10 protein-coding genes are annotated in these 13,358 nt (G+C 66.9%); 7 read left to right on the top strand and 3 right to left on the bottom strand.

Annotated features, from left to right (window positions below):
- Positions 1-4 precede the first annotated feature (4 nt).
- The 7 genes from IGS61_RS17065 (at position 5) to IGS61_RS17035 (ending at position 9,775) form a co-directional block, all read left to right on the top strand.
- Positions 5-1,129: an ABC transporter substrate-binding protein gene (locus IGS61_RS17065; RefSeq protein WP_230540773.1), complete on the top strand. Its 1,125-nt coding sequence runs from the start codon at positions 5-7 to the stop codon at positions 1,127-1,129.
- 29 nt (positions 1,130-1,158) lie between these two features.
- On the top strand, positions 1,159-2,196 hold the full coding sequence (locus IGS61_RS17060) for a FecCD family ABC transporter permease (protein WP_230541017.1): 1,038 nt from the start codon (positions 1,159-1,161) through the stop codon (positions 2,194-2,196).
- The gene (locus tag IGS61_RS17055) at positions 2,193-2,978 is read left to right on the top strand and encodes an ABC transporter ATP-binding protein (RefSeq protein ID WP_230540772.1); all 786 of its coding nucleotides are present in this window, start codon (positions 2,193-2,195) and stop codon (positions 2,976-2,978) included. Before IGS61_RS17060 ends, IGS61_RS17055 begins: the two co-directional genes overlap by 4 nt.
- The gene (locus IGS61_RS17050) at positions 2,975-4,711 is read left to right on the top strand and encodes an ABC transporter ATP-binding protein (RefSeq protein WP_230540771.1); all 1,737 of its coding nucleotides are present in this window, start codon (positions 2,975-2,977) and stop codon (positions 4,709-4,711) included. Before IGS61_RS17055 ends, IGS61_RS17050 begins: the two co-directional genes overlap by 4 nt.
- The gene (locus IGS61_RS17045) at positions 4,708-6,450 is read left to right on the top strand and encodes an ABC transporter ATP-binding protein (protein WP_230540770.1); all 1,743 of its coding nucleotides are present in this window, start codon (positions 4,708-4,710) and stop codon (positions 6,448-6,450) included. Before IGS61_RS17050 ends, IGS61_RS17045 begins: the two co-directional genes overlap by 4 nt.
- 70 nt (positions 6,451-6,520) lie before the next feature.
- The gene (locus tag IGS61_RS17040) at positions 6,521-8,608 is read left to right on the top strand and encodes a TonB-dependent siderophore receptor (protein WP_230540769.1); all 2,088 of its coding nucleotides are present in this window, start codon (positions 6,521-6,523) and stop codon (positions 8,606-8,608) included.
- 3 nt (positions 8,609-8,611) lie between these two features.
- On the top strand, positions 8,612-9,775 hold the full coding sequence (locus IGS61_RS17035; protein WP_230540768.1) for a DUF1624 domain-containing protein: 1,164 nt from the start codon (positions 8,612-8,614) through the stop codon (positions 9,773-9,775).
- A gap of 12 nt (positions 9,776-9,787) precedes the next feature.
- Here IGS61_RS17035 and IGS61_RS17030 read toward each other — a convergent pair whose 3' ends face one another.
- From IGS61_RS17030 to IGS61_RS17020, 3 genes are all read right to left on the bottom strand, one after another.
- Positions 9,788-11,659, bottom strand: coding sequence for a transthyretin-like family protein (locus IGS61_RS17030; protein ID WP_230540767.1), 1,872 nt, complete (start codon positions 11,657-11,659; stop codon positions 9,788-9,790).
- 108 nt (positions 11,660-11,767) lie between these two features.
- On the bottom strand, positions 11,768-12,298 hold the full coding sequence (locus IGS61_RS17025; protein ID WP_230540766.1) for an isochorismatase family protein: 531 nt from the start codon (positions 12,296-12,298) through the stop codon (positions 11,768-11,770).
- Positions 12,299-12,340: 42 nt separating this feature from the next.
- Entirely contained in the window at positions 12,341-13,258 is a 918-nt protein-coding gene (locus IGS61_RS17020; RefSeq protein WP_230540765.1) for a LysR family transcriptional regulator, read from the bottom strand.
- Positions 13,259-13,358: the final 100 nt, after the last annotated feature.

Below are 13,358 nucleotides of genomic sequence, written 5' to 3'. Positions count from 1 at the left end.
TGCCATGAGAAAAATTGTATCCGTGCTGGCCGCCGCGCTGTTGTCCTGCATCAGTTTGTCAGTTGAAGCCGTCACCGTCACCGACCTGGCGGGACGCACGGTGAACGTACCCGGCCAGGTGCGGCGCATCGTGCTGGGTGAAGGCCGCCTGATCTACACCTTGTCCATGCTGGAAGGAAAAAATCCCTTTGCCCGCCTGGCGGGTTGGCAGGGCGATTTCCGTCATCTCGATGTGCAGGGCTACGCGGCCTACCGCAAGGTCTTCCCGCAAGCGGAGCGGGTGCCCCTGGTGGGCGCCACCTCGGCCGACAGTTTTAGCGTGGAAAAAGCCCTGTCCTTGCGGCCCGACCTGGCCATCCTGGCCCTGTCGGGCGGCCACGGCCCCGCGCCGGGCAGTGATGCCGTGCGCCAGCTGGAAGCGGCCGGCGTGCCCGTGATCTTTGTCGACTTCAGCAACCATCCGCTGGCCAATACCGTGCCCAGCATGCGCCTGATGGGCAAGGCGCTGGACCGCCAGGCGCAGGCCGCCGCCTTCATCGCCTTTTACGAAGAGCAAGTGGGTAAAGTCGCGCGCGCCGTGCAAGCGGCGCAGGCCAGGCCGGGCTTTCGCCGTCCCAGCATCTTCGTCGACATGCTGGCGGGCTTGCAGGGCTGTTGCGGTTCTCCCGGCACGGGCAATTTCGGCGAGATGATTGCCCTGGCCGGTGGCGAGAATATCGGCGCCGGCAAGATCCCCGGTCCCATCGGTACCCTGAACCCGGAATACATCCTGTCGCGCGATCCCGACGTGTATGTGGCGACGGGCGTGTTTGCCAGCGGACAGGGGGGCGTGACCCTCGGTTACCAGGCCACCTTGGCGCAGGCGCGCGGCAGCCTGCGTGCCGTGGCTTCGCGCACGGAAACGGCCCAGCTGAGCGCCGTGCGCGAAAAGAACGGCAGGCGTGCGCACGGTCTGTGGCATGTGTTCTATGACTCGCCCGAACACCTGGTGGCCGTGCAGGCGCTGGCCAAGTGGCTGCATCCGCAGCTGTTTGCGGACCTGGACCCGGTCCGCACGCGCCTGGAAATGTATCACCGTTTCATGCCGATTCCCGCCACGGGCGTACTGTTCGTGGACCTGCAGCCGTGAGCGCCGTGCTGACACAGGCGCTGCCTGCCATGGCGGCGGGCAGGGCGTACCGCCAGCGCCATGTGCGCCGCGTCCTGCTGGTGGGCGCGCTGCTGTGCGCGCTGGCCGTCTCGCTGGCGATAGACATCGCCACGGGGCCGTCCGGCATGGGCATGTCCCGCCTGTTCCAGGTGCTGCTGCAGCCCGATGGCGTGCCGCGCATGGAGCAGGTCATCGTGTGGGACGTGCGCCTGCCATATGCGCTGATGGCCGTGCTGGTGGGCGCCGCGCTGGCGCTGGCGGGCGCCGAGATGCAGACTATCCTCGTCAATCCGCTGGCCAGCCCGTTCACCCTCGGCGTGTCGGCCGCCGCCTCGTTCGGCGCCGCGCTGGCCATCGTCCTGAACTGGAGCTTGCCCGGGGTGCCGCCCCAGTACGTGGTGTCGGCGAATGCCTTCCTGTTCGCGTTTGCGTCCGTCGGCCTGCTGCACCTGCTGACGCGCTGGCGCGGCTTCGGCGTGGAAAGCCTGGTGCTGTTCGGCATTGCGCTGGTGTTTGCCTTCAATGCGCTGGTGGCGCTGCTGCAGTTTGTCGCCAGCCAGGACAGCTTGCAGCAGCTGGTGTTCTGGACCATGGGCAGCCTGTCGCGCTCTTCGTGGGACAAGATCGCCATCCTGGCCGCGGCGCTGGCCGTGATCGCGCCATGGGCCGTGCGCGACAGCTGGGCCATGACGGCGCTGACCATGGGCGAGGACCGCGCGCGCAGCTTCGGCGTCGATGTGCGCCGCCTGCGCATGCTGTCCCTGCTGCGTATCAGCCTGCTGTCGGCGCTGGCCGTGTCCTTTGTCGGCACCATCGGTTTCATCGGCCTGGTGGCGCCGCATATCGCGCGCCTGCTGGTGGGCGAGGACCACCGCCTGCTGTTGCCCGCGTCCGCGCTGGCCGGCGCGCTGATCCTGTCGCTGGCCTCGATTTGCAGCAAGACGCTGATCGACGGCGTGCTGATCCCCGTCGGCATCGTCACGGCGCTGGTCGGCATCCCGTTTTTCATGCTCATCGTCATGCGCCAGCGCGGAGGTGCGGCATGAGCGGCCTGCTGGTGCGCAATGCCTGCGTGGCGTATGGACGGCGCGACGTGCTGCGCGGCGTCAGCCTGCCGCCTTTGCTGCCGGGTAGCGTGACTGCCCTGATCGGCCCGAACGGGGCCGGCAAGTCGACCCTGTTGCGCGGCATCGCCGGCTTGCAATCGATGCAGGGCGCCGTGCTGCTCGATGGCGTGGACCTGGCCTGCGGGCCGCAGGCCCGGCGCGCGCAGAGCATGGTGTACCTGCCGCAAAGCCTGCCCTCGCGCACGCGGCTGGGCGTGTTCGAGGCTGTGCTCAGCGCCGCGATGGCGGGGCGCAGCGAAGGCTGGCTGGGCGCCAGGGTCGATGCGGCCGCCGTGGCCAGGGTGGAGGCCGTGCTGGCGCGCCTCGACTTGCTGCCCCTGGCCAGTCGCCAGGTCGAGGCGCTGTCGGGCGGCCAGCGCCAACTGGTGGGCCTGGCCCAGGCGCTGGTGCGCCAGCCGAGGGTGCTGCTGCTGGACGAGCCCACCAGCGCGCTGGACCTGTATCACCAGTTCCAGGTGATCGAGGCGATACGGCGCGCCACGCGCGAACATAGTTTGATTACCGTCATCGTCCTGCACGACATCAACCTGGCGCTGGGCTGTGCCGATCAGGTGATGGTGCTGCACGATGGCGTGCTGGCGGCGTCGGGCGCGCCGCATGCCGTGATTGACGCCGCCCTGATCGCGCGCGTCTACCGGGTACGGGCCACGGTACGCCAGCTCGATACGGCTGCCGTCGTCTGCGTGGAGGGAACATTGTGAGCGGCTGGCGCAATCTGTCGGCCTTGCTGGCGCCCGTGCGGGGCCGCTTGCTGGGCGCTGCTGCGCTGCAGGCGCTGGCCGCCCTGTGCGGCGTGCTGCCGTACATCGCCATGGCGCAACTGGGTGCCATGTTGTTGGCATCGGATGCTGATGCCGGCCGTGCCTGGAATGTGCTGTGGCTGGCACTGGCGGCGCTGTGCCTGCGTCAACTGGCGACGGCGCTGGGCCTGCACCTGACGCACCTGGCCGATGCACACTTGCAGTGCCAGTTGCGCCTGCAATTGGCGCGCCAGTTGTCCAGGGTGCCGCTGGGCTGGTACGCGGGCAGCAATGCGGCCAAGGTCAATGAAATCGTGCAGCGTGATGTGGCGGCGCTGCACCGCCTGGTGGCGCATGCGCCGTCCGACCTGGCCGCCGTGGTCGTCGCGCCCGTGGCATGCCTGGCCTGGCTGCTGCAGACGGACTGGCGCATGACGGCCGTCACCCTGGTCGCGCCAGCCCTGGCCTGGTGGCGCTACCGGGGCATGGCCGCGCCAGCCTTCCGTGCGGGACAGGCGCAGTTGCAGCGCACTGGCGGCGCACTGGCCGCTGCGATGGTGGAACTGGTGCAGGGCATGGCCGTCTTCAAGACGTATGCGCAGGAGACACTGCCGCAAGCACGCTTCCAAGCCGTGGCGGCGCGCCATGCGCGGCAGTTTTTGGCCTGGGTGCGGCGCTGGGGCGGCATGGGCGCGCTGGTCGATGTGCTGCTGTCGCCGCCCGTCGTGCTGGCTTTTGTCGTGAGTGGCGCCTGGCTGGGTGCGCAAACGGGGGCGATGGCGCCCGCGCAGATGCTGCCGTTTGCCTTGCTGGGCATGGCCTTGTGCGCGCCCGTGGCCGCGCTGGGGCACGGCGCCGATGACTTGAAGGGAGGTTTGGCGGCGGCGCGCAGGATCGGCGCCTTGCTGGCCGAGGCGCCGATGCCGCAGGCGCAGACGCCGTTGCTGCCTGCTGGCGACGATGTGCGTTTTGAACAGCTGCGGTTCGCCTACCCGGGCGGCGCCGACGTCTTGCACGGCATCGATTTATGCCTGCCTGCGGGCAGCGTGACAGCCCTGGTGGGGCCGTCGGGCGGCGGCAAGTCGACCCTGGCCATGCTGTTGCCGCGCCTGTGGGACGCGACGGGCGGCGCCGTGCGCATCGGCGGCGTCGACGTGCGCCAGATCGATCCCGCCGTGCTGTATGCGCGTGTGGGGTTTGTCTTGCAGCACACGCAAGTGCTGCGCCTGTCCGCGCGCGACAACATCCGCCTGGGGCGGCCGGAGGCCAGCGACGTCCAGCTGGAAGCGGCGGCGCGCGCCGCGCACATCCATGACCGCATCACGGCCTTGCCGCAAGGGTATGACACCTTGCTGGGCGAAGGCCTGGCGCTGTCGGGCGGCGAGGCGCAGCGCCTGGCGATCGCCCGCACTCTGCTGGCCGATCCGCGTATCGTCGTGCTGGACGAGGCGATGGCGGCCCTCGACCCCGAGTCGGAAGCGCTGGTGCAGGCTGGCCTGTCGGCCTTGCTGGCGGGACGCACGGTGCTGGTGGTGGCGCACCGGCTGCGCACCATCGTGCAGGCCGACCAGATCGCCTTGCTCGATGGCGGACGCCTGCGTGAGCTGGGCACGCATGCGCAGCTGCTGGCCGCGCGGGGCGCGTATGCGGCCCTATGGGAGGCGCAAAGCCGGGTTGGCGAGGTGACAGCATGATCGCCACCGTGCGTTTGCTGTTGCGCCTGCTTGATGGCGCGGCCGCCGGCAAGTTGCGCCTTGCGCTGGCGCTGATGGCGGCCAACAGTATCCTCGGTGCGCTGGCCCTGTGCATGCTGCTGCCGCTGCTGCGCGCCTGGCTGGCGCCGCAGCCGGGGCAAGCGCAAGGTGCATGGCTGCTACTGTTCCTGCTGCTGGCAGCGGCCAGCGCCGCGCTGCGCCATGTCACTCGATTGCAAGGCTATGCTGCCGGTGCCCACTGCGCGCATGCGCTGCACCGGCGGCTGGCCGATAAAATCGTGCGCCTGCCGCTGGCCTGGTGCACGCCGCGCCGCGCCGGCGATATGCGCCAGCTGGCCTCTGGCGGCGTGATGGCCGTGATGGGCGCGCCCGCGCACCTGCTGCAGCCCCTGTTTGATGCCGTGCTGGCGCCGCTGGTGCTAGGACTGCTCTGGCTGGCCGTCGACTGGCGCCTTGGTGCGGTGCTGCTGCTGGCCATGCCACCCTTGTTATTCGTGTATCGCTGGGCGCTGGCCTGTGGCAGCCGGGCCGAGACGGCGCTGGCGGCCAGCAGCGCCGAGGCGAATGGCCGCGTGCTGGAATATGTCGCGGCGCAACCCGTGCTGCGCGCCGCGGGCCGGTCCGCGTTGGGCAGCGCCATGCTGGAACAGTCGCTCAAGGAACAGCGCCAGGCGGAACGGCGTTCGCAGCATTTGCTGTTCCCCGCCGCCCTCGGTTTTACCGTGGCGGCGCAGCTGGCATATGCACTCTTGCTGGCTATCGGCTTGCACCAGGTGTTGGCTGGCGCACTTGATGTGCCGGCGCTGCTGGCGACATTGATCGTCGCCACCGTGCTGGCCGAGGCAATGGCCGCCGTCGTGCACACGGGCGCCGCCCTGCAACAAGTGGCCCACACCCTGCGCCAGTTTGATGGCGTGCTGGCGGAGCGGGAATTGCCCGTGCTGGCGTCGCCTTGCCGCGTGCCGGAACAGGACGCGCCAGCCGTCGAGGCGCGCCATGTCTGTGTGCGGCGCGATGGACGCCCCATCGTCGATGCCGTCTCGCTGGAGATTGCTCCGCGCTCCCTGACGGTGCTGGCGGGCGCCTCCGGCTCGGGCAAGACGACCTTGCTGCAATTGCTGTGCCGTCAGATGGATCCCGACAGCGGCGTGCTGCTGGCCAGCGGCGTCGATATGCGGACCAATGACGACGCCGCGCTGGCCCAACTGGCAACACCGATGTTCCAGCATGCCTGGCTGCTGCCGGCCAGCTTGCGCGACAATCTGAGCCTGGGCCGGCAGGTCCAGGCGCAGGATCTGCTGGCGGCCCTGTCGGCGGCTGGCCTGGCATCGCTGGCGCAGTCCATGCCGCAGGGCCTGGACACGGTGGTGGGCGAAGGCGGCTGGGCCTTGTCGGGTGGGGAGCGCCAGCGGCTGGCGTTCGCCCGCGCGTTGTTGAAACCCGCGCCCTTGATGCTGTTCGACGAACCGCTGTCGGCGCTAGACGCCATCAGCGAACGGCGCGCCATCGCCACCCTGGCCGGCCTGGCGCGCGCCCATGCCGTGGTGGTCGCCACGCACCGGCTGGCGATTGCCGCTCAGGCCGACCAGATCCTGGTGATGCAGACAGGGCGCATCGTCGAACGGGGCACGCATGCGCAATTGCTGCGGCAGGGCGGCGTGTACAGCGGCATGCAGCGCCAGGCGGGCCAGGCACCGGGATGGCACTTGGAGGGGTAGGTCTTTATTGAGAGTGAATTATCATTTATAATGCAATTCATTTGCATTTAATTCTCTTTCAGGAATCCCCATGTGCCTCTTTTTACAGCGCCCGATGGCGCTGCTGCTGGCCGCTGCCAGTCCGCTGGCACTGGCGGACGGACCCGCTGTGCAGGACGTCGTCACTGTCAGCGCCGAGCGCCAGCATTACCGTAGCCTGTCCGCCACGGGCGCCACCAAGACGGACGCTTTATTGATGGACTTGCCGCAAAGCGTGCGCGTGCTCACGGGCGACCTGCTGCGCGACGCGGGCGTGACGACTTTGGCGGGCGCGCTGGACCTGGCCAGCGGCATTGCCAGGCAAAGTCCGCTGGGCGGCTTGTGGGACAGCTACGCCATGCGCGGTTTCACGGGCGACCCGAATTTCGGCTCCGACTACATGGTCAACGGCTTCAGTTCCAGCCGCGGCTACAACGGCCTGCGCGACGGCGGCAATACGCAGAACGTGGAAGTGCTCAAAGGCCCCGCGTCGGCCCTGTACGGCCGGGGCGAGCCGGGCGGCACGGTGAACATCACGACGAAAAAGCCGAAATTCGCGCCCGAGTACGGCGCCGATGTATCGCTGGGCGGTTTTCAGACGCGCCGCGCCGCCCTGGACTTGACGGGACCGTTGAGCGAGACCGTCGCCTACCGCCTGAACGCCGCGCATGAGGAAGGGCACAGCTTCCGCGATACGGTGAAGGTCGAGCGCAGCCTGTTTTCGCCTTCGTTTCTCTGGCTGGCGGGCGAGCATACGACCGTGTCCTACGAGATCGAAGCCGTGCGCCAGCGCGCGCCGTTCGACCGGGGCGTAGTGGCGGTGAACGGCAAGCTGGGAGCCGTGCCTGTCTCGCGCTTCCTGGGCGAACCGGGCGACGGCCCCATGACGGTCAAGTCGCTGGGCCAGCAGCTGTTTATCCACCATGCGCTGTCCGATGACTGGACGCTGCAGGCGGGCGTTTCTTACCGCGACAGTGCATTGCGCGGCTATTCGACCGAGGCGAACAAGCTGCTGGCCGATGGCCGCACCCTGAACCGCCAGCGCCGCCACCGCGATTTCTCGGCCACCGACGTCTCCGCCCGCGTCGAGGTGCTGGGCAAGTTCAAAACGGGCGCGCTGGCGCACGAAGTGCTGGCCGGCGTGGATGCCTATCATTTCGACGACCATCGGGTGCAGTTGCGGCGCAATCCATCGGCCGCGAATGCCTATGCCATCGACATTTTCAATCCCGTGTATGGCGGCAAGGCCGCTCCGCTGGCCCTGTCCATCGATACGCAGGAAGGGCAACGGGCGCGCGGCCTGTATGCGCAAGATCAACTGGACCTGGGCGCGCAATGGAAGGCGCTGGTCGGCGTGCGCCACGATAGCTACACGCAGGATGTGGCGAACAATCGCCTGAATGTCAGCAGTCGCCAGTCGCTGTCGGCCACCAGCCCCCGCGCGGGGCTCGTCTATCAGCCATCGAAGGCATGGTCGCTGTACGCGAGCGCGGCGAAGGGCTTCAGGCCCAACAGCGGCATCAGCATCGCCAACCAGGCGTTCCCGGCCGAGCGCAGCCGTTCGTATGAGCTGGGCGCGAAGCTGGAAACGGGCAAGCTGACGGGCACCGTGGCTGTGTACGACATCCGCAAGCGCAATGTGCTGACGACCAATCCCGCCAACACGGACTTCGCCATCGCGGCGGGCGAGGTGGGCAGCCGGGGCCTGGAGCTGGACGTGTCGGGCGAACTGGGGCGCGGCTTGCGCGTCTCGGGCGCGTATGCCTACACCAGCGCCACCGTCACGCGCGGCGACAATACGATCGTGACGGGCAGCCGCTTCGCCAACGTGCCGCGCCACAGCGCCAACGTGATCGCCACGCAGCAGTTCGCCATCGGCACGGGCACGGCCAGCGTGGGCGGCGGCGTGCAGTATGTGGGCGAGCGCCTGGGCGACGTGGCCGTCAGCAGCCAATTTACCCTGCCGGCCTACACGACGGCCAGGTTGCTGGCGTCATATGCGCCCAACGCCAGACTGCGATTGGCCTTGAACTTGGAAAACCTGTTCAACCGCAGCTACTATGCGAGTTCCTACAGCCAGCTGTGGGTGGCGCCGGGGGCCGAGCGCACGCTGACCCTGAATGCCCATTACCGTTTTTAAGGGATGACGATGACCTTGACTACTCCCGCCACCCTGCGCACCCGCATCGCCGTCATCGACGTGCTGCGCGGCCTCGTCATGCTGATCATGCTGTTCGACCATGTGCGCGAGACCGTCTTTTTACACCATCAGGTCAGCGACCCGATGGATGCGGCCAGCGTCGATCCGGCCCTGTTCTTCACGCGCCTGGCCGCCCATGTCTGCGCGCCGATGTTCGTTTTCCTGACGGGCCTGTCGGCCTGGCTGTACGCGCATCCGGCCGCCGGTCCGCGCAGTGCCAGCGGCTTTTTGTTCAAGCGGGGCTTGCTGCTGGTGGTGCTGGAGCTGGTGTTCGTCAATTTTGCCTGGAGCGGCGCGTTTCCGCCCGCCGTGCTGTATCTGCAGGTGATCTGGGTCATCGGCCTGGCCATGATGGCGCTGGCCGTGCTGCACCAGCTGCCCTTGAAAGTGCTGGCGCTGCTGGGCGTGGCGATCATCGCGGGCCAGCATCTGCTCACGGGCTTGCGCGCGCAAGAGGGCAGCTTTGCATATTATCTGCTGACGGTGCTGCTGCAACGGGGATACCTGGTGGCGGACGGCGCCATGCGGATCAAGGTCAGCTATCCGCTGCTGCCGTGGATAGGCGTGATCGTGCTCGGCTATGCGGCCGGGCCCCTGTATGCACGCGAGTTTTCCACCGAAGCAAGGCGGCGCTGGCTGCTGGCGCTGGGCGCGGCCAGTTTGCTGCTGCTGGGTCTGCTGCGCGGTTTCAATCTGTATGGCGAAACCCTGCCGTGGGTGGCGGGCGACACGGCCGTGCGCACGGCCATGAGCGTGCTGAACTTCACGAAATATCCGCCGTCGCTGGACTTTTTGCTGTTCACGCTGGGCCTGGGGCTGCTGGGCCTGGCCTGGCTGGAAAGCGTCGATAACGGGTTCACGCGGGCTTGCGCCACCTTTGGCGGCGCGCCCATGTTCTATTACTTGCTGCACCTGTATTTACTCTTGATCATCGGCATCACCCTGACGGCCGTGCTGGGCGCCAATCACGGTGCCCGTTATGGCGTCGGGCACATCTGGCAAGTATGGCTGCTGGCCTTGCTGCTGATGCCCGTGCTGTACTTTCCCTGCCGCGCGTTTGCCAATTACAAACGCACCTCAACACAGGCCTGGGTGCGTTATTTCTGAGTCAAGCCTGTTCTATTTGCAGTACAGCCTGTCAATGCCGTGGCTGGACGCCAGGTAATGCCGCGTCTGCCACGCGATGGCCACGCGGTAGGCGCACGGCGGGTCCAGCGCCACGTTGACGGGAAAACCGCCATTGTTGCCCGATAAGTGGGGGCCGCCCGCGCCGCCGCGGAACAGATAATTGCTGGGCGGTGGCGGTGGCGTGAAACTGGCGGCCGGCAGCGGTGGCGGCGGGTGCTGGATGCCGTTGTTGTTGGAAATCGTGATAGTGAAAAAACGCAAATGCGGGTGGTCGATCGTGTACAGGATATGCACGAGGCCGCCCGCGATCGGGTTGCAGGCATTGCTGCGCAACTCTTCCAGGTCCAGCGCCACGATGACGGGCGAATTGTCGAAGACGATGGAGTCGAGCCCGTCCGTGGCCACCAGTGCCAGGGTATTTCCATCGCGCACCTCGAAGCCCATGCGGTAGCGGCGTATCGGTTCGCTTTCGGCCGCCGTCAGGCTGCGGCCCGCGTCGAGGATGGGCAAGCCGCCCGGCAGCTTGGCCGGATGCAGGCTGGTGATGGCGGGCGTATTCACGGTGAGCAAGTCGAACGTGCGCAGGAAGATATTCTGCTGCACGATGACGATGGCCGTCGTGCCGTCGCGCATGTCCACCGTGACTTGCTTGCCGTCCACCCGTATCCAGCCGCCCGGTTTCAAGTCGCCCGCGTCGACGATCACTTGCGCCGAGTCGGCCAGGCCCAGTCCATTCGTATAAAACACATAGCCGACGAGGGTGCCGAGCACTTGCGTCAACGGCACCAGGCTGGCGGGCGGCACCGTCGGAATGGCTGTCGGGTCGTCCGTGCCGCCGGGCCAGGACCATTCGCCGATGAGGAAACGGTATTCGAGTGGATTGGCGGGGATGGCGCTGTTGCGCAGCGGGCAATTGCCTTTCAATGTGACGCCGCCGGCGAACACGTACGAGGCGCCGGCGCCGCCCGCATAGCCTTGCGCGGAGAAGCCCGCCAGCGAGGGGAACGGGTGGATGTCGAACACTTCCACCTGCTGCCAGTGGGGCACGCCTTCCACGTCGGGCGGCAAGACATCTTTCGAACACAATTCCACGCAGAAACAGTGGCCCACGTTTTCGCGCCCCGGCTGGCGGCCGTTGGCTTGCGTTTCCGACAGGATGGTCACGCTGCCCAGCTGCGCCGTGAAATACACGTCGGGGCCGCTGGCAAATTCCACGTTGATGAACGGCGAGAACGGCGTCAGCGTGAAGTCGGACGTCAGGTAATCGATGCGGAAGCGCCCCGTGGCATCGGTGACGGCAACGCCCAGCGCATCGTCCTGCAGCCAGTCCGCGTCAAAGGCCCGCACGGTGGCGCCCGCGATCGGCGCGTGGGGCGCATCGCAGGTGCGCAGGCGGCCGCAGATGGTCCAGGCGCCGAAGCGGGCGCGCACCAGGCACCAGAAGCGTTGCGGCAGGCAATAGTCCCAGACGGCGACGAAATCGTTGTCGGCCTGGCGCCAGCGGGGCTGGAGGGTGGTGATGGAAAATTGCAGCGGCACGGGCTCTTTCGGCCCCGGTTTCAAATGCGGCACGGTGGGGCACAGGATGTCGACTTCGACGGCTTCGCCCTGGTAATCGCCTTCCAGTGTAAAACTGTAGTTGCCGTCGTCATCCGTGCGCGCCTCGGCCAGCAGGAAGGGGGCTTTCGCCTGCACTTCCTCGTCCGTGAGGATGGCGAAGGTTTCCTTGGCGCTGGCCACGGCCAGGGCCGTGACGTTTTGCGTGTCGCGCGGCCGGTACAGGCGCACGATCACGTGCGACAGCGGTTCCGGACACTCGGCACAGATCAAGCCGCACAGCTTGCCCCGCAGGATATAGGCCATGATGGTTCTCCAGCTCGGTTGGACAGTTGCGCCGCTCGCAATGGCGGCGCTGTTACCAAGCTAGCAAATGGATGGCCGATGGGTTTGATCCTGCTTAAACCTTGCGTGTTATTTGATGAGCGCCAATACCTCGCGGAAATGCGGATGTTTGCAGTCGCGCAACCATTCAAAGGCCAGCATTTCGACCGTCACCAGGTGCGCGCCCAGCTTGTCCAGGCGGGCCAGCGCCGCGTCGCGGCTGGCGGCCTGGCGCGAGCCGACGGCATCGATGGCGATGATGACGTCATACCCGAGTTCCAACAGGCCGATGGCCGTCTGCAGCATGCACACATGGGCTTCGCAACCGGTGACGACGATCTGTTTGCGTCCGGGCGGCAAGATCGCCTGCAAGCCGTCGGCACAGGCGCCGAAATGCGTCTTGTGCAAGGTGCGTTCGCACAGCGCGGCGATCTCTTCCACGTTCGGCCCCAGCCCCTGGCGGTTCTGTTCCGTGCCCAGCACGGGCACGCCGAGCAGGCGGGCAATCTTCGCCAGGCGCAGGTTTTGCGCCAGCACCAGGCCGGCGTCGTGGATGGCCGGCATCAAACGGCCTTGCAGGTCGACAATGACCAGTACGGCCTGGTTCGCATCCATCAGCATGGCGTTCTCCTTATTAGTATGTGGCGACAGTGTAGCGCGCATTCAGCTTGGCCAGCTGGGCACGGCCGTTTCGCCCATCAGGTAGGCATGATTGAGCTCGATGGCGCCGCGCAGGTAGTTCCACAGGGCGCTGACCCGGGCGATGTTGCGCCGCTCGCTGGGCGAAACCATCCAGAAGGCGCGCAGCAGGTCGATCTCGCCGTCGAGCACGGGCACCAGCTCGTTCGATTGCTGGGCCACGAAGCAGGGCAGGATCGCCAGCGCCTGGCCCGCGCGCGCCGCGTGGTACTGGGCGATCACGCTGGTGCTGCGGAATGCGCGCAGGGAATCGGGCGCCACGTTGTCCATATAGCGCAGCTCCGAACTGAAGACCAGGTCGTCCACGTAGCCGATGATGGGGTGCTGCGCCAGCTGCGCCACGCTGGTGATCTGCGCGTGGCGCGCCAGGTAGCCTGGCGTGGCGTATAGTTTCAGCCGGTAGTCGGACAGCTTCGTCACGACATACGGGCCGGACAGGGGCCGCTCGATGGAAATGGCCACGTCCGCCTCGCGCTTGGACAGGCTGACGAAACGGGGCACGGCGATCAGGTCCACGCTGATGTGCGGGTAGCGGCCGCAAAACTGCGCCAGGTGGGGCGCCAGCACGATGGCGCCGAAGCCCTCCGTGGCGCCCAGGCGCACCTGGCCCGACAGCAATCGGTTGTGTTCGCCCAACTCCTCGGTGGCGGCAAACACCGTGCTTTCCATGGTTTCCGCGTATTCCATCAGGCGGTGGCCCTCGGGCGTCAGCTGGTAGCCCACGTAGTTGCGGTCGAACAGCTGCGTGCCCACCTGCTCCTCGAACTTGCGCATGCGCCGCGACACGGTGGAATGGTCGATGCCCAGCTTTTTCGCCGCATCGACGAGTCCCGCGCTGCGCGTCAGTTCCAGGAAGACCCGTACATTGTCCCAATCGAGCATGGCTTATCCTCTTTGTGCATTTTTGCAAAGGAATTATGCATTAATTCCACTTGAACGCATATTTTTACACATGCAGAATGCATCTATACCTATAAGAAAA

Origin of the sequence: Janthinobacterium sp. FW305-129 (assembly GCF_020858115.1) — a bacterium.
Taxonomy (GTDB): domain Bacteria; phylum Pseudomonadota; class Gammaproteobacteria; order Burkholderiales; family Burkholderiaceae_D; genus Janthinobacterium.
This window is presented reverse-complemented; position numbering and strand designations above follow the sequence as displayed.

What these genes read in the sequence shown, in the direction of transcription:
- IGS61_RS17035 (WP_230540768.1), top strand. Translation starts at nt 8,612, where the DNA reads ATGACGATGACCTTGACTACTCCCGCCACCCTGCGCACCCGCATCGCC.
- IGS61_RS17040 (WP_230540769.1), top strand. Translation starts at nt 6,521, where the DNA reads ATGTGCCTCTTTTTACAGCGCCCGATGGCGCTGCTGCTGGCCGCTGCC.
- IGS61_RS17055 (WP_230540772.1), top strand. Translation starts at nt 2,193, where the DNA reads ATGAGCGGCCTGCTGGTGCGCAATGCCTGCGTGGCGTATGGACGGCGC.
- IGS61_RS17060 (WP_230541017.1), top strand. Translation starts at nt 1,159, where the DNA reads ATGGCGGCGGGCAGGGCGTACCGCCAGCGCCATGTGCGCCGCGTCCTG.
- IGS61_RS17065 (WP_230540773.1), top strand. Translation starts at nt 5, where the DNA reads ATGAGAAAAATTGTATCCGTGCTGGCCGCCGCGCTGTTGTCCTGCATC.
- IGS61_RS17025 (WP_230540766.1), bottom strand. Translation starts at nt 12,298, where the DNA reads ATGCTGATGGATGCGAACCAGGCCGTACTGGTCATTGTCGACCTGCAA.
- IGS61_RS17020 (WP_230540765.1), bottom strand. Translation starts at nt 13,258, where the DNA reads ATGCTCGATTGGGACAATGTACGGGTCTTCCTGGAACTGACGCGCAGC.
- IGS61_RS17030 (WP_230540767.1), bottom strand. Translation starts at nt 11,659, where the DNA reads ATGGCCTATATCCTGCGGGGCAAGCTGTGCGGCTTGATCTGTGCCGAG.
- IGS61_RS17045 (WP_230540770.1), top strand. Translation starts at nt 4,708, where the DNA reads ATGATCGCCACCGTGCGTTTGCTGTTGCGCCTGCTTGATGGCGCGGCC.